We start from the raw sequence: 20904 nt of genomic DNA on the forward strand, positions 1-20904 counted from the left end.
AATTATTTTTGAAAATAAAAAACGTCACTATTATAGTGACGTTTTTTTATAAAGATTAAATTAGTTTTGAAGTAATTGTGTAATTTGTTGTGGATTTTGGTTAGCTTGAGATAGCATAGCCATACCACTTTGCATCAATACTTTGTTTTTAGTCATTGCACTCACTTCAGATGCCATATCTGCATCTTCAATTCTGCTTTTTGCAGAAGCTAAGTTATTTTTTGCACTGCTAATATTATCGATATTGAAATTCAATCTATTTAAGTTTGCACCGTATTCTGCTCTTCTATTAGAAACATCAAGAATCGCAGAGTCTATTTCGTCCATAGCTAGGGTAGCATTTGCCGCAGAAGTGATATCTGAAGGTAAACCTGCACCGCCACCTTTAGCACCAACATTAAGTGCTGTAGACTTAGCGTTAATTAGATTTAATGTCATTTTATCACCTGCAACATCTGATAATTGAATCTCAACAGTTGCACCACCTGTACCGTCTAACAATGGAACTCCATTGAAAGTAGTTGTGCCTGCGATGTGGTCAATTTCTGTAATAAGTTGTTTGTACTCATTATCTAAAGATGTTCTGTCAGTTGTATTGTTTGTTCCGTTTGCAGATTGTACTGCTAATTCTCTCATACGTTGTAAAATGTTCGTGATAGAACCTAAAGCTGATTCAGCTGTTTGCACTAAGGAAACGCCATCATTAGAATTTCTTATTCCAACATCCATTCCTCTCATTTTTGATTCCATTCTACTTGCAATAGCGATACCAGCAGCATCGTCAGCAGCAGTATTGATTCTTTTACCAGAGCTTAAACGCCCCATATGTGTTTCTAATTCACTACTGTTCTTTCTTAAAACGTTTTGAGTATTTAAAGATACGATATTTGTATTAATTTTCATGTTTATAAATCCCCCCTGTACTAAAGCGTATAAGTTATAACAGAAGAGGTTTTTTAAGTCCAATTTTTTTGCGCATTTTTTTGTTGACTTTTTTTGTTCTGTGAGTATATTCCTTTGTTTGCAAGGTTTTATGCCACTTTTTTTATTTGAACTTTTTTTATTTTTTTAATGTCACTAAATTTTCAACATCATTCTGAAATAAATTATTCTATTAAAAATTAATTAGAATTTAAGTGGAGCTTCAAAATAGAAAATGATGAATTTGAATCTTCTTTATAATATATTTAATTAATTAATATTAAATTCGAAAATATACGTTTAGAAAACAAAAAAACGCCACATAGTGACGTTTTAATAGATTAACCTTGTAGTAATTGTGTAACTTGTTGTGGATTTTGGTTAGCTTGAGATAGCATAGCCATACCTGATTGCATAAGAATTTTGCTCTTAGTCATTTCGCTAACTTCAGCAGCCATGTCAGCATCTTCAATTCTAGATTTAGCAGCAGATAAGTTATTTTTCGCACTGCTAATATTATCAACGTTGAAATTTAAACGGTTTAAATTTGCACCGTAATCAGCGCGAGCTGTAGAAACTTTTTTGATAGCTGCATCGATTTCGTCCATAGCAGTAGCAGCATCTGTAGCAGTGTCTATTTTAGCAGCAACTGTTAATGTAGCAGCTGTAGCGTCCATTGTTTTGATTGCCATTGTATCGCCTTTCACATCAGAAAGTTGAATATCTATTGTGCCTCCACCAGTAACATTCAATAGATTTACACCATTGAAAGTAGTATTTTTTGCAATATGGTCAATTTCACCTTTAAGTTGTGTATATTCACCGTCTAAAGATGTTCTGTCATCAGTGTTATTAGTTCCGTTAGCAGATTGAACAGCTAAATCTCTCATACGTTGTAAAATATTTGTGATAGAGCCTAAAGCTGATTCAGCTGTTTGTGCAGCAGAAATACCGTCATTAGAGTTACGAACGCCCACTTCCATACCGCGAATTTTAGAATCCATTCTTGTTGAGATTGCTACACCAGCAGCATCATCAGCAGCACTATTGATTCTTTTACCAGAGCTTAAACGCTCCATGTGATTTTCTAAATTTTGACTATTTTTTCTCAAAAGGTTTTGTGTATTAAGTGAAACAACGTTAGTATTAATTTTCATTGTAAAGCCTCCCTTGCTTAAAAGCGTATAATTTTTAACACAGGGGGTAAACAATGTCTATTTTTTTGTGCACTTTTAATAAAAAAGATGATTTCCGACATTTTTTCTGGATTTAACATGATTTTTTTTTATAATTTAAAATTTACTTCTGAATTTAATGATAAAATAAACCAATAACTTATGAAGGAGAATTACAGGATGAATATAGAGAATATAGACAAACTTAGCAAAGAAACAGCCAACTTCCAGAAAGAAATTAAGTTAAAAAAAGAAGTATTAAAATTAATTAAAGATGAAGAAATAAAAAATTATTATATAAATCAAAAAGAAGAAACCTTGGCATTAGATGAAGATTTTCAAAATATCAATATAAACGGAGTTATTTTACAAGAGAGAAAGAATGTCACTTATTCCTGGTCAAAAGATTTTTATGAGGAAGTAATCGGGTGCGGAATAGTTCACACACTCTTAAAACATGGAGATAAGTTAAAGGAACGGTTTAATTTATCTGATTATGTTCTTCCAAAAGACCCGGAAAATAAAACATTAGGACTTGCTCCAATTAAAAAAAGTGCCGCAGAATTAGAACTTTATATGATTAATATAGATATAGAAAAGGAAAAATGGTCTGCTAATGGGATTGAACAAGTAGTTGAAAATTATATGAGACTGAAAAAAATAATAGACTTAAAAGAAGAACGTTATAGTTCTATGAAAAACGAACTTCTTCAACTTATGAAGGAACATAATGTTCAAAAAACAGAAGAAGGTTTCTATTTAAAGGATGAACTTCAGAGTTATGATTTTGCTGAAATGTATAATGCAGAAGAATTAGAAGAAACTGTAATAATCGCTACCAATGGAATACATAGTGTGGACCTATTTCATGATAAAGAAATAGTTCTGATTGATATCACAGAAGATGACCTCTATGATGTTGAATACATAAAAAAACGGTTCGGTAAGAAGCGAATAGATGCATTAAAAGCCGTATTAGGTGAAGATTTTTATTACGTTAAAGGATACAGAAAAGAAACAAATATATTAAGTAGGTTTCCAGTTTCAACTGAAAAAGTTGAGGAAGCAATTGATAAAAAATGGCTTCCAATGAACATATTAAAAACAGGAAGACAAGTTAAATCTATTGATGATGTTAAACTTAATTTTGAGATTGTTAGTGAAGAAAGTGCCAAAAAGAGAGCAGAGATTAACTATCAAAAGTTTATGAATCGTGCTCTTATACAAAGCGGTTATTATGAAAATAACTAATGCTTACCCCTATCCCACCTACTGATTTTCGTTTTAGGTGGGATTTTCATTAAAAAACACCTCTAATATGTAATAGAGATGTTTTATGTCTAGATTTTTTAAATATTTTTCAATCGAATTACTGTATACATACTACACATAATCATTGCTATACCAGCAGATGCAGCTAAATCATTTCCGTTTATTATTAAGGCAATTCCTCCAACTAGTAATCCAAATACATAAAGTTTCAACATCATTCATTTCCCCTTTTTTAACAATATTATCATATTCTACTTTAATGGGTTAAAATTACCTTTTTTCTTATTTCTTTGTAAAATACCTTTTATAAGTGCGCCTCCACAATAATAAACTCAACAAAGGGATGTGCAGTTAGTTTCTGCTGAATTCAGGATTTTTAATAGGATTTTTAATAGGATTTTTAATAATTCCTCAAAAGTAATCATTGATTATGAAAGGGGAGAATAAAACATGAATACAGAAAGAAAGAAAATTGTGCTATCTGGTTATTACGGATTCGATAACTTGGGAGATGAAGCCATTTTAAATTATTTGGTTAATTTCTTAAAGGAAAATAATATGGAGCCTATTGTTTTATCAGCTAACCCGGAAAAAACGACTAAAACATACGACGTTGAATCAGTAAACAGGGCTGATTTCGGACAAGTATTAGAGGTTTTAAAGAAATCTAATGGTTTAATAAGCGGTGGCGGAAGTCTGCTGCAAGACAAAACAAGTAAGAAAAGTCTTATGTACTATCTAATTATTATGTATATGGCTAAAAAAATTGCTAAAAAACCTGTGTACTTTTATGGACAAGGCGTTGGACCGATAGTCGGAAAAGATAGTAAGTTCCTTACGAAATTCATCTTAAAATCAACTGATATGATGTCTGTTCGCGATGAAGAATCACATAACTTTTTAAAAAATACATTAAAATTAAAAAAACATATAGATATTATCCATGACCCTGTATTGTTCTATCCAAAAAATGAAGTAGATAAAGTACCTGAAGGATTTACTGAAGAAGAAATTCGCTTTTTAGACAAACGACCTGTGTATGTTTCTATTAGACCTACAGAAGCAAATCAGAATGTCGTTAATGCTTTCTTTAAATATCTACAATATTTAAAGGAAAAAGAAATTCCGGTAATTTCGTTTGCGTTTCACCCTTCTCAGGATACAAAAATCACAAAAGATATTCTGGAGAAGTTTGATAATGCAATGTTCATAGAAAAACCAATTAACTTAGAACAAGGAAGTTACATTTTAGCTAAGTCTCGATTAGTTGTAGGAATGCGTCTACACTCTTTAATTTTAGCAGCTAGTCAAACAACGCCGTTTATCGGTGTATCATATGACCCTAAAATTGATTCGTTTGTGAAACAATTTGGGCAAAATGTTGTTGGTGACATTTATAACGTTACTGGAGAAGCCATTATCAAAGAAAGTGAATTGTTATTAAACAACGAACAAGTATCTCAAACCATTATTGTTGACCATCTTGAAAAAATGAAATTTATAAATGATAAATTTAATAAGAAATTAAATACAATTATTAACGGGTAATAATTATGTGGAATAAATACGACACATTTCCTGAAGAACTTTACCAAATCTTAGCTGCTCGCTTCCCTCAGGGCGAGCGGTTAATGAGTAAATATTTTCTTAGTCCTGCTAGAAATGAACATATACGAGTACAGGATTTTTTAGTTATAGTTGAAGCTGAAGATAAGACTATAAGAGTTACAGTATTAGATATTATCAAAAAATACGCAAATAGATACAATAAAGATTGGATAATAGTTTTTGTCAATCAAGAAAAAAAATGTGAATATTTTTCTTCTAATAAAAGAACGAATGAAATGTTAAACCTATTATTATCTATTGAAAATCTATCTTCTGATTTTGATTTTACAAATAATATTTTTTATAATTCCTCTATGCTACTAAACATGGAAGAACAAACAATAACCTATTTATCTGATAAAAAAGAATTGATAAAAATAACGAATCATGAAGATATTCAACTTTTCAATAAGTTACAACAAGAAATTATCGACGAAATTTCTTCACTAAAGGAAAAGATATTATTTGTAGTTAAGAAATATGATGAAAAAGCCTATTATTCTAGGTTTGACGTGCTTAATTTATTTGCTCAAAATTTCATTTTCAAAATCCAAAAAACAAATAACGGATGGAAAGTTTTTTTCTACAAGAGTTTTAATAATGATTACATATTTTTATCGGATAGTTTAGTATCTTTGCAAGACGATTTACTCGAACTAGCAGATAAACACGCAAGAGAAGAAAGATTTGTTGCATTGTTCAGAGATGATTATGAATTTTAGAAACAAATAATATTGGAAGCCCCCCCTCCTATCGCTTCACTCTGGAGGCAGGGGGCTTTCCACTTTTAAAAATATACTTGTTTAAATTTTTTATGTTCGCCCTCATCTGGATATCCTAAAGCACGGGATATAAACCGCGTACTCCCTACCCTCTTATCTAATTCCATGTGTGCATGACCAAAACACCAAATTCTTTCTTTTTTATCATTGAGAAACTCTTTTCCATCAAAAAAATAATAACTATTATGTTTACTTTCATCTTCTTTGTATGGAGATAAGTCCCAAGTTGGACCCATGTGGGTAATTACTACGTCTAATCTTCCAATAACTTCTTCAAGTCGTGCTTTTTCCTCTTCAAATTTATCTAAGGTAAGAAATCCATTAATTTTTTTGTAATCACTTGAATTATTAGCCCAAATGCATCTTACCTCATCTTTATTGAGACCTTGTGCTTGTTGACCATATTGAAAGTCATACCACATACCAGTTCCACCATAATGCATACCATCAATTTCTACACTTGTTCCCTCTAAGTGAAAAACATTTTCTAGGTTCCGTGTCATGTTTTTCATTTCTGTGATTCTGTTATTGGAATTACGTTTATATTTCTTCTTTTGATTGCCATTTTCTAAATAGTAATCATGGTTTCCAAAGACCAAAAATACGTAATCATACATAGAAGATAGATATTGAATAAACCAATAGTTTTGGAGATTATAATGCCCTAAGTCTCCTGGAATGATTAATATTCTAGATGGGTTATATGGAATCAATGATTCAGCAAATATTTTCGTCTTTTTCTCAAGTTTAATAATATTGTGGTCCATTGGAACCCAAAAATCTAAATGTATATCGCTCATTATATCGAAACTTTTCATGAAAATTTCTCCTTTTTTATTATCCTATAATAGAAAGAGTGCCAAAAAGTAATTTTCTGGATTTTACAATAAACTGTAGTGTACTTATTTAATTGGTTCGTGATAATTTTAAAATTATTGTACTGTTTCTTCCTTTAATTCATTTAATGCCCTTTCTAATTGAGTATCCAATCGGAAAAACATATTATCGATAATTGTTACAAAAGTCATGACAGGCATTTCATTTCTAATTACATCCTGTAAAAATAGATGTGGGAACACTCTATCGACTAGATGTTCTTCTGGACTTTCACCAATAAACCTCACAAATGTTTCTTTCCAATTTTTTAGCTTTTCTTTGTTTAAGGAAGTAGTATTTGTTTCTAATGTTGTATCCAAATACTCATAAGTTACATGTTTTAATACCGCGTGCAAATTTTCTTCTTTTATATCATTTAACTGTTTTGCCCATGCTTTTGTTTTAAATCCCGCATAATCAGAACCAGTCTCTTGTAAGCCACCTGCAAAATAAATCAATGAATTTATCGTTGATAACCCTATTGTTAAAAAGACTAATTTTTCCTCATCTGTAAATGAAGATTTATTTATTTCCTTCTTATATGTATTTGTGAATTTAGTAAGTTTTTTATAAAACTTAGACATAACTCCCACCCATTTCTTGTAAAAAAAGTTGATTTTTTAAAATAACGATGTTATTAGTCCTCTTCGAAAAGAGGTGATAGGTTTATGAAAAATCCTTTCTTTCGTATTGGATTCGGCATTTTACTTATTTGCGCTATTATTTTCATGTTAAAACAAATAAGCTTTATATTTGCGCCATTAATAGTGTTGTTCAAAACATTATCTTTGCCTTTTATAATTGCAGGGGTCTTATACTACCTGTTGTTGCCGATATTTAATTTTTTGCAAAGAAAAGGCTTGAGTAAGGTACTATCAATACTAACGATTTATTGCTCGTTCTCCTTAATCATTGTTGGATTCTTTGTGTTTATAGGTCCAATAATTACTAAACAATTAAAGCATTTTATGGAAAATGTTCCAGCACTATCTGCTAGTTTACAAGATTCTGTGAGAAAAATAGCAAGTAGTGAATTATTTTCTGGATTACACTTAAAAGATAAAATTAGCACTGATAACATTGCGGATTTATTCATTTCTGGAACAGATAAAATACTTGCTTATATAAGTAGTAACTTATTTAATATTGTTTCTACCATGACAGGACTTGCACTCTTACTCATCATTGTTCCATTTATACTTTTTTATTTGTTGAAGGATGGACACAAGATTCCAAATTTATTAACGAAAGGACTATCTTCTAAAAGTGAAATAGATGCAAGAAGAATTCTTTCTGAAATGAATCATGCACTTAGCACATATATACAAGGACAAATTATTGTAAGTATGATAGTTGGCTTGCTTGTGTATATAGGTTATTTGATTATTGGTCTCGATTTTTCATTATTGTTAGCTTTGATTGCAATGGTTACAAATTTAATTCCGTTTGCAGGTCCTTACATAGGTTTGAGTTTTGCTTTAGTAGTGGGTCTTATGCATTCTACAAAGATGGGACTACTGGTTTGCTTAGTTGTATTAGTCGTACAACAAATCGAAGGAAACTTTGTTTCCCCTCATGTTATCGGAAGTAGATTAAGAATGCACCCTTTAACCATTATTTTATTATTATTGTTTGCAAGTAAATTAGCAGGGTTCTTAGGTTTAATGTTAGCTGTTCCTATATACGCAGTTACAAAAGTTATTATTACAAATGCTTATACAATTTGGAAAATTAGAAGTAGAGGAAGTAAAAAATCAAAACCATTCCCTGAATTTGAAGATTAGAGAGGAGATTGTTATGAATAAAAAAATTACCAGCATGATAGTTTTAGGAGCTACAATATTATGCAATAATCAACTGGTAGTTTTCGCTCAAGATTATGAAAACAACCAATTTAAAAACGATATTAACCAAGCATTGAATAGAAAGATTATATCTTTGGATAATAAAAATAATTTTTATCCAAATACTAACATTACTAGAGCGGAATTTGCTGCTATGCTGAGCAACGCATTAAATTTAAAAGAATTATCATCTACACAATTTACGGATGTTCCAAAAAATCATCCCTATTACACAGAAATTTCAAAAGCTAATAAAGCTGGAATTATAGTCGGATACAATGCCAAGGAATTCAAACCAAACCAACCGATTACAAGAGAAGAATTGACTTTAATGATTTATAGATACGCAGAAAAAACAAATGTAAAAATACCTATAGAAAAAAAAGAACCTTTTAAAGATGCCAATAAATTAAGATATCCCCAAGTTATACAAGCGGCTAGGAATTACAATTTAGTTGCCGGTTATGAGGATAATAGTTTTAGAGGAACAAATTTGATAACTAAAGGTGAATCTACATCTATTCTTATTAGACTTATAGATAAAATTGAAAAATATCCAACCAACCCACAATTACAATCACAGTATTTCGTGAAAAATAATAATGGGGATAAAGTTACTTTTAACAATTATACTGATGCATATAACAACTTTAAAAATAAAAAAGAAATGGCGTATTTAGGAAAAGATAATGAAATTATAGATACGAATTTCGGAGTAGCAAGAACAAAAGCGTATACCCTAGTATATAAAGATGGTGAAAAAGAAGCATTTACTTATTTAATGGCAGATTCAGAATTAAAGATTACTCGAACAGTAGGTGACAAAGTTTATGTGAAAATAGGAAATGTAGAGTTATATGTGAACGCGAATGATGTAAGCATCGTTCCTATAACTGCAAATCAAAACACATCCTATTACATAAATCAAAACGGTGTTTTATATCATAAAATATATAATAATGGGTCTCCTTATTCATATCAATTCGGAAAGGCTCCTGAATTTATGGAAGAAAATATTCCTTATCGTTCTATTGAAGGAAATAAAATTGCCGGAGAAGATGTTATTCAATACTTTAACTACCTTCCATTAAGAACACCTACCAGTTATACGGGTGCTCAATTAGATTCATATATAAAAGCAAACTCACCTAAAAGTCCACTTATTGGGTATGGTCAAGTATTTGTAAGTGCAGCAAATAAATATAAAATAAATCCAATGTATCTACTTGCAAATGCAATCCATGAAAGTGCGTGGGGAACAAGCAAAATTGCGATAGATAAGAAAAATTTATTTGGATTCAAAGCATACGATAGTGATGCATATGGAAGTGCAGCTTCATTCTCAACATTAGAAGAAGGAATATACTATTGTGCAAAATATATATCTGATAGATACTTAACCACTACTTCTTGGGCATATAATGGAGAAATATTAGGAAATAAAAGCATAGGAATGAATGTAAAATACGCTTCTGACCCATATTGGGGACAAAAAATAGCTGGACATATGACTAGAATGGACGCATTATTAGGAAATAAAGAACGCAATAAATATTTATTAGGATATGTAGAAAAGGATGTGCCTTTGTATTCTATCAAAAATGGAAAAAAAGAATCTATTGGTAAAAATACTAAATTAAGAATCGTAGCTAAAAAGGATACTATACAAACTTCTTCAGGGGCATTTATACAACTGTTTTCTGATGATATTAATTATGATTATGTTTACGTATCTCCTACTGATTTTAAAGAAATGAAGACATATTAAAAAGCTAACTTATTAGTTAGCTTTTTCTTCAAATTTAATAAAAAAATGACTAGTATAACTGTCTATTAGCAACGATAGTTTATTTTCTTCTAACAATTCATGATAAAAATCAAAGACTATATTAAATAAACTTTGCATAATTTTGTCTGGTATATATTTATGATTTACAATTATTGCAACTCGACATATTCGAATAAAATCTTTTTTACAGGCATATTCATAAAATTCTTCTAAAAACTCTATGATTCTAACAGAGAGTTCGAAATTATCTCTAGCGATTTCCAATATTTTTTCATAATTTTTTTCGATAATTTGCGGAATATGATTGAAATAACTGTTATTATATAATTCTTGGTAGTTACACCAATCTATCGGAAGATACCTTGTATCTACCTTGTATAATTCATTTTCTATCCCTAAATCACAAGCTACTTTATAAGAAAGTTTGGAACATAAATACACGTTTTCTTTATCTTTATTAATAAGATATTCTGTTGTGTATTTGTTGTAAGAGGTATCAAAATATTTTATTAGTTTTGGGTTCATTGTTAGTACCCCTCTCTTTTATCCATAATTTCTGATTTAAATTCAGAAAACCTGATAAATTCGAGGATGTTTTTAATATATGTAAAATTACAAAATCATTTTTTAAAGAAGGAGGAATCTATAATGGATTATTTAATGGACGTTTTAAAACAAGTAGATATACATGCTTGTATAAAACTAGGGTTAGCTGCATTTATTGGACTTATTATAGGAATGGAACGTGAGCTTAGGAGAAAGCCGACAGGTGTAAAAACATTAATTGTAATAGCGGTAGCAAGTTCATTACTGACTATAATATCCATAAAATCTATAGGTGTCTATTCGGTCCCTGGTGCAAAAATTGTACAAGACCCTCTAAGATTACCTGCGCAAATTGTATCTGGTATCGGATTTTTAGGTGCTGGAGTTATTTTCCGAAGAGGAAATGATGCAGTTTCTGGTTTAACGACAGCAGCTGTCATTTGGGGCGTTGGAGCCCTTGGGATTGCCATAGGTGCCAATTTTATTTCTGAAGCAATTGTTGCCACGTTTTTCTTCTTGTTTGGTATTGAAGTTATACCTTGGTTGGTGAAAAAAATTACAAGAATTCAATTGGATGACAAGGTAATTACAATCAAATTAACAATTAACAGAGATAGAGAAACAAAAGAGATAATGCAGATTATCAAGGCGAATCAAATTAAGATTAGACACGTTGATATACTGGATAAAAAAGATAATTCAGAACAAATAAAAGTAATTAAAATAAGAGGTTTTATAAGTAGAGACCGTTATGTTACTAGTATATGTGATGAACTAAGCAAATTAGAAATTATTAAAGAAATCGATATTCGTGAATAGTGAGGGAATAAAAATGGTTAAAAAAGTTGGAGTTATATTTGGTGGTCAAAGTCATGAACACGAGGTTTCTCTTCGTTCTGTGCTAACATTGTTGCAACAAATTGATTACAAGGAATTCTCAGTAGTTCCATTTCTAATTACATCTGAAGGAAAATGGGTTAAATATGTAACTTTAAGAGAACCAATCAGTTCGTTAGGAGATTTATGGGTAGATTCAGAAATCAATCCCTCCCCTCTTTTTCCTTGGAAAAGTAATATAGATATATTCTTCCCGTTAATTCATGGAGAGACAGGAGAAGATGGAAAATTACAAGGCTTTTTAGAAATGATAGGTATCCCATACATAGGCTCGAATGTAGAAGCTTCCGCTGTAGGAATGAACAAAGTATTAGCAAAGATTGTAGCTAATCATATCGGCGGAGTAGAAATAGTTCCTTACGAAATTATTAGAAAAGATTCTTATCAAAGCAATACTAAAGTAGAATTGCCTTTTGATTATCCAGTTTTCATTAAACCTTCAAGAGCTGGTTCCAGCGTGGGCGTTTCAAAAGTTTATTCGAACGAAGAATTGCAAAACGCTTTAAAAGAAGCATTTTTAATTGATGATTTAGTATTAATTGAAAAGGCTATTGTTGGAAAAGAAATAGAAGTTGGTGTTATCGGAAAAACAAAACCAGAAGCTTCTATGGTTGGTGAAATCGAATTTTTATCAGACTTCTATGATTATGAAAATAAATATTTAAAAGACTCAAGCGTTATGCATATACCTGCTCGTATTGATGCTAAAGCCCAAGAAGAAGTAAGAGATTTTGCTAAAAAAGTATATGCATCTATTGGCTGCGAGGGTTACGCTAGAGTAGATTTCTTTATAGAAGAAAACACAAATGTCATCTATTTTAATGAAATCAACACTTCTCCTGGAATGACAGAAAAAAGTATGTTCCCTGTTCTGTTTTCAAACTCCTATACATTTACAGAACTATTAACAAAAATCATTAATAATAAATTAAGTTAATTAAAAGGACTACCTCTACACGGTAGTCCTTTTTTAGATTATGTATTTTTTGTTGATTCGTAACACCTTTAAAATTCCATTATGTCTGCAACTTCTGTTACAACTCCAATAGAACAAAGTGCATTTCTAACATCATGAATAAGTTTAAATTCTTGTGAAGCTTGTTCATGGAAGCTATGAAATTTCACGAACATTTTGTTATTTTTATGTAAAATTGAATGGACTGAACTAAGCTTTTCAAACAAAGCCCTGATATATTCAGAATATTTATTAATTGGAAGAGATAGCGCATAGAATGAAAAATCTTCTTTTCGAGATTTTTCATAAATCGGTTTAACAGCCAAACTAAAATCTTCTTCTAACGTTTCCTCGTCAACCTCGTATTCCATTAAATCATGAAAATTATCAGAAGCAAAAAAAATCGGATTCAGTAAATTCGGTAGGCGGTTTTCAGGCGTCATTGCTACAGCCAACTGAATTGTTTCTTCTAATTTTCTAGTTAGCGATTCGCCAAGAACATTTACACCGTTATCTGTATTTATAAACAATTTATTACCGCAGACTTTTGCATACTTAACAGTTACAACTTCCGTATCTGTCCCTTCAGCTTGAACTGAAAAGCTGTGTATGCTAATAGCTCCAGTATCTACTCCGTCTAGATATTGGACATTAAATTGATTTTGTTTTAAAATTGATTCTATGTATATTGGCTGTATCATTTACGCTATCTGTCCTTTCATGTTCGTCCTTATGTCGATTATGTATATATGTATGTTTGTTATGTATAGTGTTTATGTTAAAAATTATTTAATGAAGAAATATGTTATAAAAATCATTTACATATTGAATAATATATTTTTTTATAATTTTCGTCAATACGACCCCCAAAAAAATAAAAACTCTTACGATACCCTCTAAAACCCAGTGTTTTCAAGGTTTCCGCGAAAATGTATACACTTTGTAAACGCATTCATTTCCAATTTCGCATGACTTTCCTTAAAATTTTTTTATTTTTTTTTCAAAAATTAAAGTTTATAAATTCAGAATACTAAAAAGTTTATGAATTCAAATGGATTTTATCCCATAAATTACTACATAATTGAAATTAAATACAGAATACCTAAAAATTATCAATAGAAACCTTGAACATGTAATTATAAAAATTAAAATCCATTTTTTATTTATTATTCAAAGGTTTTTGTGCCTTAGATGGAAATATAAAATGCATCGCTTTTTTTACACGGGAGGTAAAAGCAATGAAAAAAGCATTAATTATTATTGGACTTGGACTATCTGCTTCGCTAGTAGGATGTTCATTTTCATCTAATGAACCAAAAGAGGATACACCGAAAAAAGTAACTGAGAAAGAAACGGTTGAAACTGAAAACAAAAAGCCGGTTATTAATGAAGAAACAACGGAAAACAAACCAAAAGAACCAGAAGTAACAACAGAAACAAAAACAGATAAAGAAAAAGAAACAGGTAAAGAAATAAAAACGGATAAAGAAAAAGAAACACCATCAAAAAATGTTCAACCTTCAACTCATGAAAAAACAAATGATAAATCTACTGATACAGACAAGGATAAACAACCACAAAAAGAGGTTGTAAAAAATACAACAACAGGTGTTTTTTATGGAATAGCAGATAGTAATTCTATTGAGGTTGATTATAATAATGAAGTTAATACTTTATTATTTAATAAGAAGCTATACGATACAATTAACGATATTCCATATGAAGCAAAAATTAAATTCACATATATTACTAATGGAAATGGACAAAATGTCATTACGGAAATCGAGACAATCAAATAAGGCGAAAATTAATTCGCCTTATTTTTTTGGTAATCTCGATAAAAAGTAATAAGAAATATTGTAAGATGTATTCGATGGTACAAATGTAAAAAATACGTTCACATTTTTTGTAATAACCAAAAAGTAATTACATTATTAGTATGCAAAAAGTCTTTTAAGGCTTTTTTGTTAAAGGAAGGTAATTAAGGTATGTCAAAGTCATCTTTTTTGAAAGGGACAGCGATGCTAACATTTACAATGTTGTTGTCCAAAATTTTGGGTTTTATTTATGTAATACCCTTTACTAAATTAGTAGGTACAGAAGGTTATATTTTGTTTGAATACGCATATAAACCTTACGCCATTATGTTGAGTCTCTCGACAATGGGGCTCCCAGCAGCAGTTTCTAAATTTGTTTCTAAGTACAATGAACTAGGAGATTATGAAACCGGAAGAAAGTTATTTAAATCTGGACTCATAATACTTTCCGCAACTGGTGTACTTTTTGCATCTTTATTATATCTATCTGCACCTCAAATTGCAGAAATGTATGTTGGAAAAAATCAAACAACAGGAAATTCATTAGAAGATGTAGCTTTTGTTATCAGAATGGTTAGTTTCGCACTTATTATCGTGCCACCTATGGCATTAGGAAGAGGATTTTTCCAAGGATTCCAAAAAATGAATCCAACTGCAATTTCACAGGTCGTAGAACAATTAGTTAGAATAATTATGATTCTTATTGCTTCATTTTTTGTTATGTATTATGGAAGTGGAGAAATGAGAAGCGCTGTAGGTTGGTCAACTTTCGCTGCGTTTGTCGGTGCAATCGTAAGTTCATTAGTTCTTCTATATTATTGGTTCAAATATAAAAAAGAAATTGTACAACCTAATAAAGCGGATGTAATTGAAAAACCATCACTTTCTTCTATGTACAAGGAATTAGTGCTGTCTTCCATACCGTTTGTAATTGTAAGCTTAGCTATTCCAATTCATCAAAACATTGATATTTTCTCAATCAATCCTGTTTTACAAGAACAAGGGATGACGTTAGCTCAAGCTGAATACGTAAACTCTATTGTTTCATTGGTGCAAAAAATCGCCGTAATACCTATTATATTTGCTAATGCATTTGCATTAACGCTTGTACCAGCTATCACTAAGTCATTTATTGGAAATCACAAAGAAGAGCTTAACTCTCAAATTTCAAAAACATTTCAAATTATTTTCTTTGTGACTTTACCTTGTTCTATTTTCTTCCTAATATTTGCGAAAGAATGTTTCGGGATTTTATTAGGGACAGCAAATGCAAGTTATGGCGGTGAAGTAACAGCTGCATATGCATGGATATCAATATTCATTTCCTTCTTCCTTGTAACGGCTGCTATTTTACAAGGCATTAACAAACAACAGTTTGCAGTTGTAAGTTTAATAATCGGATGTTTAATCAAATTCGCTTTGTCAGCGTCATTCATAAAACTATTCAGTGGTTCAGGAACAGCATATTCATCTATGATTGGTTTCGCTGTTTCTATAGGAATGAATTTTTACGCAATTAGAAAACATACACAGTTTGAAATATCCAAATTATTGAAGCAATCAGGATATGTTGTTGGTCTTACATTACTTACTGCAATCACATTATGCGGAACGAAATATATATCTATGCAATTACTTCCAAATAACCTATCTATTTATATCCACTCATTCTTAGTTGTTATGATTGGTGGGGTTGTTACAATTATTGTATACCTAGGAATCAGTTATTACACAGGATTATTAGGTGATGTTTTAGGCGCACGTTTTAAGAGAAAAAATAAAATAAACAACGCCACCAAAAATAAAATTACGATTTAATAAAAAAGACAGCAATTATTTAAATAATTGCTGTCTTTTTCTATTTATGTATAAGATTTAGGATTCGACTAAGTTATGTATATATCTAATTAAATATAAGGCTTAATATCGATAATTGGTATGTTGCAATTTGCTCTTGCTACTCTTATTGGAACCTTTCTTCCTAGAGAAGCATATAAAAGTCCATTTGCAGAAGAAGTAGATGTTTTAGATTCAGAAAATCGAGTCTGATTTTCTAGAAACCACTGTCTAGTCTCTACAGTTGGAATAATATGTAGTTCTTTCTGGTCCACAAAATAATAAAATATATAATCAGATTCCGTAATCAAAAAACAACCTGGTGTGTTTTTGTTCGTATTACTAACCGTTTCAAAAAAATAATTCCCGGTGTGATAATAACGGTCTCCCTTAATTTCTATCGCTTTCTTTACAATCTTACCGTCTTTTTTAGAACGAACGTACCAAAGTAAATCAATATCTACTCCTTGATACATACGGTCTTTTTCAACATTCACTACTTTCATTGTTCCTGGTAATCCCCATAAAAATTCTTCAATTTCCTCGGAGGCTGCCTGAGCGACTTTATTTACTTGATTAAAGTCATATGTTTTGATTTCTTCGTGTCCTCTTAAAACGGTTTGTCTTTCGTGACGTATAAGCGTCGCATTCATTATTTGATTCTCCTTGCATGCCTTTTTCTGAATTCAAAAAAATTATACATTTAAATTCAGAAAAATAATTAACAAATCCAGAAAACTTTTTTGAATGCCAAAAAAGGAAGTTCGTCTAATTTTGAACTTCTTTTTTGTTAATTTTAATAATACTTCTTAATGCTGCAATGGATTCTTCTAAACGATTGTATTTGTTCTGTATTACAAAATCAGCTAATTCAAGAGATTTCATTTCCTCATTGTATAAACTAATTCTATGATTAATATCTTGTTGATTTCCCCCTCTGTCGTGCAATTGTTTTTGTATATCTTCAAAAGAAGAATGAACAAATAATGTAATTGCTTCCGGATACACTTGTTTGTAATGTATGACTCCTTCAACAGTACAAACAATAAACAAATCTCCTAAAGAAAGGCGTTTATTGAACTCATCCTTAGTCAATCCATAGTAATTCTTTTTCCCTTCCTTTCCATATTCAGCCCACTCTGCTAATTTGTCATTTTTAATCATATTCTCAAATTCTTCTTTATTTACGAAATAATAATCTACGCCCTCTCTTTCAGAAAAACGCGGTTCTCTTGTTGTTGTTGTAACAGCTCTATTAGTAGTTACACAATTTACAATGACCGTTTTTCCCGCACCAGACGGACCCAAAACTAAAAAACAATTCCCTTTCACAACTATCTCCTCCTGCCCTTTTTTCTTATTGTACACAGAAAAAAAATAAAAAGGAGAAAAACAGAATTTAATTAATTACCAAATTAAAAGGAGGCATTTTAATGAAGCGAGCATCATTGAAAGAACAAGAAAGAATATCGATATTAGAACTAATTAACAATTTCTACAAAAAACAATTGCTGTATTATAAAAAGAATGGTTATATATTTAGCACCAATAAACAGATTATAAATATAATCGAAACACTGAATTTTTGTGATGTTAAATTATTATTAAATAATTCTTTAGAAATGGAAATATTATTTAATAGCGAAAGTAATATATATGCTAAAAAAATTATTATAGATAATGTAATTGAATGTAATGAGTACAATTATTTCATTCAGAGTCCAAACTTTATTCATATCACCATGTCAAATAGCATATTGACGTTTCATGAAGAGTTACAAAAGATAAATATACAAGACAATCATAAAGAAATAGAAGAATGGTTAAATGAAATAAAAATTTTTAGTTTCATACAAAAACACATATCATCAACACCTTCCCGATTGAATAATTAACTTGATAGGTTAGGTGTTTTACAGAGAAAAAACAAAATTTCAGCTCTTATTAACTTTATCTTTTAATGTGAGGAACGATTCCTTTTAAATGAGGAGGGGTTTTATATGATTACATCACCAATCGTTGAAATTTGCTATTTTTTTGTTAACAACCATAGAGTTCAAAGTTTATTTATGAATTTTCTTGCTGAAAGAGAAAGTTTAGTAATATTAGGTATATTAATGTTTTCTTTGGGGATTATCGGAAGAAATTATCTGGCGTTAATAACCCAAACCTTATTGTTTATAGGGTTATGGATACACTTTTGTTCTTATAAAGTTTATTATCCTCTTTTGATAATGGATAATAAATTCCTATTGATTCATTCAATCACGTTATTTGTATTTTTCTTCATACAAATTAGTGCATTTTTGTTAACAATTTGGGATTTAATTAAAGTGATAGAAAAAGAGAGTCCCGAAAAATAAATGGACAAAAAAATAAACCCTCGAAAATTCGAGAGTCATGAACTGAACTGAAGTTCTAAAAAACCCCACCCACTAATCCGTTTCACGGTGGGGAAAACAAAAAAGGAGATTAAGTTTCCCTAATTGTAGCTAATGTTCTAATTGCGTTTTGCAGTAAGAACGGAAACTTGATATTCCCAATATATCAACTTAAAATAAAAATTGCAATAATTTTTTTATTTTAATGCTTTAATTTATTTTTCAATTCTTCAAAAGTGCAAATCTTGCACTTTTTTTTATTTTATTAATCCCTATTTAACCCCTGTTAAATCAATGATTTCAGCTATATATATCGGAGAAAAATTCATTTTTTATAAAAAAAATGAATTTTTTAATTGACAAAACCATATAAGGCATGTATTAAAGTCTGCGAATTAAGAAAAGGTTCAAGATTCTGCGATGAGAATCTTGAACCGGGTCTCTAGTGACGACTTTGCATGGATGATTAAATATCCTTACCCTTTCAGTCCTATTGACTTACATTGCTTTAGAAAGGGTTATCCATTTTCTATGGAGGTGAATTTATAATGAGAATTAATACTAATACAGTTTCACTTAATACGCAAAACCTTTTGAGAAAAAGCTCTCAAGGTCTTGAAAAAGGAATGGAGCGTTTAAGCTCTGGTAAAAGAATCAACAGCGCTGCTGATGATGCTGCTGGTTTAGCAATCGCAACACGAATGGATTCTAAAATCCGCGGTATGGACGTGGGTATTCGTAACTCTAACGACGGTATTTCTGCTGCGCAAACAGCTGAAGGTGCTTTAGGTTCTATCACAAACATTTTACAACGTATGAGAGATTTAGCTGTTCAAGGTTCTAACGGAACTAACAATACTGACGATAGTGCAGCTTTAGATAAAGAATATGGTCAACTTAAAGAGGAAATTGACCATATTGCTAACAACACTACTTTCAACGGTGTAAATCTATTGAATGCTGCTGGAAAAGTATCTATTCAGCTTTCTGATGTGAAAGGCGATACAATGGATATTAGCACAATAGACGCTAAAGCTGCTACACTAACAGTTGCTACTGACATAACAAGTGCTGCAAATGCTAGTGCTGCTATGAAAGAAATCGATGACGCTATCAAAACTGTTTCTACAGCTCGTGCTGATTACGGTGCAAATTTAAATCGTTTAAATTTCAATATCGATAACATCAATAGTTCAAAAAACAACTTAGCTGCTGCTAAAGGTCGTATCGAAGATGCTGACATGGCTGCTGAAGTTAGTGAAATGACTAAAAACCGTATCTTAACTCAAACAGGTATGGCAATGTTAAGTCAAGCAAACCAAAATCCACAACAAGTTATGTCATTAATTCAATAGTTTTTATTGAATTATCCCTATAACAGCAGATAGCATTGTAGATGCTAACATGCTACCTAGCATGACATAAACAAAAACTTTTTTCCAATTTTTATTCATGATAATAGTACCTCCCTTGTACTTATGAATGGAATTAAAAATAGTATATAAATAATTTTGTGTATTTTTAAAAAACCCCTTTATTCAAGTGTTGTCTTTATGGCAACACTTTTTTTCTTTTTTTCATGTTTTTTTAAAAATATAGTTTATTATATGAGAAAAAAGAATTAAAAGGAGCTAATAAAATGAGAAAAGTAATCTTCAATTCAGAATCGGTGCAAATGAAATCCTACTTAGAAAATAGATTTATGATTGACCAACCTTTGATTTACATTGCGGGTAATAACAATAAATTAGCTTTAGATAAAAATAGTTTGTTGTGCTTGCAAATGGTTTTAAAGGAAGAATCAAAAATGGATTATTCTATGTGCACAGAGGAAAATCAAACTGTGGAAATTCTTGAATTCGACGGTCTTAAGATTGAATTATACAGTGATGCTTCTCCGGAAAAACTAATGAATAATGATGAATTAAAGCAGATTTTAAAAATCGGTGTTTTCCAGAAAGTAAATGAAGAAAATAGAATTGAAATCGAAAAACTTTTCAAAGTAAATGGATTTAACATATTCATGGACTCTATTTCAAAAAGAAGTTGTCCTTATAAAATCTCTAAAAACAAAAACTTCTTTGTTGTAAAATGTCCAGTTGTTTGTATTCCAGAAGAAATGCAAGAAGACTTTGATAGAATGAATAAAATGATTCATTCAGTTGTTACTACAGAAAATAAAATTAAGAGCTTCGCATGACGCGA

The 20904-nt window shown here is 30.5% G+C and carries 23 protein-coding genes; 13 read left to right on the forward strand and 10 right to left on the reverse strand.

Annotation, left to right across the window (positions count from 1 at the left end):
* Positions 1-60: 60 nt before the first annotated feature.
* Positions 61-903: a flagellin N-terminal helical domain-containing protein gene (locus tag PDL00_RS00080; RefSeq protein WP_270727791.1), complete on the reverse strand. Its 843-nt coding sequence runs from the start codon at positions 901-903 to the stop codon at positions 61-63.
* 359 nt (positions 904-1262) lie between these two features.
* On the reverse strand, positions 1263-2078 hold the full coding sequence (locus PDL00_RS00085) for a flagellin N-terminal helical domain-containing protein (protein WP_270725178.1): 816 nt from the start codon (positions 2076-2078) through the stop codon (positions 1263-1265).
* Positions 2079-2276: 198 nt separating this feature from the next.
* Here PDL00_RS00085 and PDL00_RS00090 point away from each other — a divergent pair, with 198 nt between their 5' ends.
* On the forward strand, positions 2277-3347 hold the full coding sequence (locus tag PDL00_RS00090; RefSeq protein ID WP_270725180.1) for a hypothetical protein: 1071 nt from the start codon (positions 2277-2279) through the stop codon (positions 3345-3347).
* A 98-nt stretch (positions 3348-3445) separates the two neighbouring features.
* Here PDL00_RS00090 and PDL00_RS00095 read toward each other — a convergent pair whose 3' ends face one another.
* Complete coding sequence (locus PDL00_RS00095) at positions 3446-3583, reverse strand: hypothetical protein (RefSeq protein ID WP_270725182.1); 138 nt, start codon at positions 3581-3583, stop codon at positions 3446-3448.
* Between the two features lie 235 nt (positions 3584-3818).
* On the opposite strand from PDL00_RS00095, the gene csaB reads away from it, so the two are divergent.
* Both csaB and PDL00_RS00105 read left to right on the forward strand, forming a co-directional pair.
* Positions 3819-4916 carry a polysaccharide pyruvyl transferase CsaB gene (csaB, locus tag PDL00_RS00100; RefSeq protein WP_270725184.1) on the forward strand — a complete coding sequence of 366 codons (1098 nt, stop codon included), beginning with the start codon at positions 3819-3821 and terminating at the stop codon, positions 4914-4916.
* 5 nt (positions 4917-4921) lie between these two features.
* Positions 4922-5698, forward strand: a complete 777-nt coding sequence (locus PDL00_RS00105) for a hypothetical protein (protein ID WP_270725187.1) — start codon at positions 4922-4924, stop codon at positions 5696-5698.
* A 65-nt stretch (positions 5699-5763) separates the two neighbouring features.
* Here PDL00_RS00105 and PDL00_RS00110 read toward each other — a convergent pair whose 3' ends face one another.
* Entirely contained in the window at positions 5764-6576 is an 813-nt protein-coding gene (locus PDL00_RS00110) for a metallophosphoesterase (protein ID WP_270725189.1), read from the reverse strand.
* A gap of 114 nt (positions 6577-6690) precedes the next feature.
* Positions 6691-7218, reverse strand: coding sequence for a hypothetical protein (locus PDL00_RS00115; RefSeq protein WP_270725191.1), 528 nt, complete (start codon positions 7216-7218; stop codon positions 6691-6693).
* A 144-nt stretch (positions 7219-7362) separates the two neighbouring features.
* Between PDL00_RS00115 and PDL00_RS00120 the strand changes: the two genes are divergently transcribed.
* A complete protein-coding gene (locus PDL00_RS00120) occupies positions 7363-8418 on the forward strand; it encodes an AI-2E family transporter (RefSeq protein WP_270727793.1) in 1056 nt (351 codons plus the stop codon).
* A 13-nt stretch (positions 8419-8431) separates the two neighbouring features.
* Positions 8432-10246, forward strand: a complete 1815-nt coding sequence (locus PDL00_RS00125) for an S-layer homology domain-containing protein (protein ID WP_270725193.1) — start codon at positions 8432-8434, stop codon at positions 10244-10246.
* Between the two features lie 12 nt (positions 10247-10258).
* On the opposite strand, the gene PDL00_RS00130 is transcribed toward PDL00_RS00125, so the two are convergent.
* Complete coding sequence (locus PDL00_RS00130; protein WP_270725195.1) at positions 10259-10792, reverse strand: hypothetical protein; 534 nt, start codon at positions 10790-10792, stop codon at positions 10259-10261.
* A gap of 135 nt (positions 10793-10927) precedes the next feature.
* On the opposite strand from PDL00_RS00130, the gene PDL00_RS00135 reads away from it, so the two are divergent.
* Positions 10928-11632, forward strand: a complete 705-nt coding sequence (locus PDL00_RS00135; RefSeq protein ID WP_270725197.1) for an MgtC/SapB family protein — start codon at positions 10928-10930, stop codon at positions 11630-11632.
* Between the two features lie 13 nt (positions 11633-11645).
* Positions 11646-12647 (forward strand): D-alanine--D-alanine ligase family protein, encoded by a 1002-nt coding sequence (locus PDL00_RS00140; protein ID WP_270725199.1) that lies wholly within the window; start codon positions 11646-11648, stop codon positions 12645-12647.
* Positions 12648-12715: 68 nt separating this feature from the next.
* Here PDL00_RS00140 and PDL00_RS00145 read toward each other — a convergent pair whose 3' ends face one another.
* Positions 12716-13366: a hypothetical protein gene (locus tag PDL00_RS00145; protein ID WP_270725201.1), complete on the reverse strand. Its 651-nt coding sequence runs from the start codon at positions 13364-13366 to the stop codon at positions 12716-12718.
* Positions 13367-13903: 537 nt separating this feature from the next.
* Between PDL00_RS00145 and PDL00_RS00150 the strand changes: the two genes are divergently transcribed.
* Positions 13904-14464, forward strand: coding sequence for a hypothetical protein (locus tag PDL00_RS00150; RefSeq protein WP_270725203.1), 561 nt, complete (start codon positions 13904-13906; stop codon positions 14462-14464).
* A 189-nt stretch (positions 14465-14653) separates the two neighbouring features.
* Entirely contained in the window at positions 14654-16300 is a 1647-nt protein-coding gene (locus tag PDL00_RS00155; RefSeq protein WP_270725205.1) for a putative polysaccharide biosynthesis protein, read from the forward strand.
* 89 nt (positions 16301-16389) lie between these two features.
* Here the strand turns inward: PDL00_RS00155 and PDL00_RS00160 are convergent, their stop codons facing one another.
* Together PDL00_RS00160 and PDL00_RS00165 are read right to left on the reverse strand one after the other, a co-directional pair.
* Entirely contained in the window at positions 16390-16971 is a 582-nt protein-coding gene (locus PDL00_RS00160; protein WP_270725207.1) for a hypothetical protein, read from the reverse strand.
* 115 nt (positions 16972-17086) lie between these two features.
* Complete coding sequence (locus PDL00_RS00165) at positions 17087-17650, reverse strand: guanylate kinase (protein WP_270725209.1); 564 nt, start codon at positions 17648-17650, stop codon at positions 17087-17089.
* Between the two features lie 101 nt (positions 17651-17751).
* Between PDL00_RS00165 and PDL00_RS00170 the strand changes: the two genes are divergently transcribed.
* The 3 genes from PDL00_RS00170 to PDL00_RS00180 all read left to right on the forward strand — a co-directional run bounded on the left by PDL00_RS00170 (position 17752) and on the right by PDL00_RS00180 (position 20054).
* A complete protein-coding gene (locus PDL00_RS00170; protein WP_270725211.1) occupies positions 17752-18213 on the forward strand; it encodes a hypothetical protein in 462 nt (153 codons plus the stop codon).
* 105 nt (positions 18214-18318) lie between these two features.
* Positions 18319-18681, forward strand: coding sequence for a hypothetical protein (locus tag PDL00_RS00175; protein WP_270725213.1), 363 nt, complete (start codon positions 18319-18321; stop codon positions 18679-18681).
* Positions 18682-19247: 566 nt separating this feature from the next.
* On the forward strand, positions 19248-20054 hold the full coding sequence (locus PDL00_RS00180) for a flagellin N-terminal helical domain-containing protein (RefSeq protein WP_270725215.1): 807 nt from the start codon (positions 19248-19250) through the stop codon (positions 20052-20054).
* A gap of 3 nt (positions 20055-20057) precedes the next feature.
* Here the strand turns inward: PDL00_RS00180 and prli42 are convergent, their stop codons facing one another.
* Positions 20058-20153 carry a stressosome-associated protein Prli42 gene (gene prli42 / locus PDL00_RS00185; RefSeq protein WP_270725217.1) on the reverse strand — a complete coding sequence of 32 codons (96 nt, stop codon included), beginning with the start codon at positions 20151-20153 and terminating at the stop codon, positions 20058-20060.
* Positions 20154-20338: 185 nt separating this feature from the next.
* Here prli42 and PDL00_RS00190 point away from each other — a divergent pair, with 185 nt between their 5' ends.
* Positions 20339-20899, forward strand: a complete 561-nt coding sequence (locus PDL00_RS00190) for a hypothetical protein (RefSeq protein WP_270725220.1) — start codon at positions 20339-20341, stop codon at positions 20897-20899.
* Positions 20900-20904 lie beyond the last annotated feature (5 nt).

Source organism: Bacillus cereus group sp. TH152-1LC (assembly GCF_027710505.1).
Lineage (GTDB): Bacteria > Bacillota > Bacilli > Bacillales > Bacillaceae_G > Bacillus_A > Bacillus_A mobilis.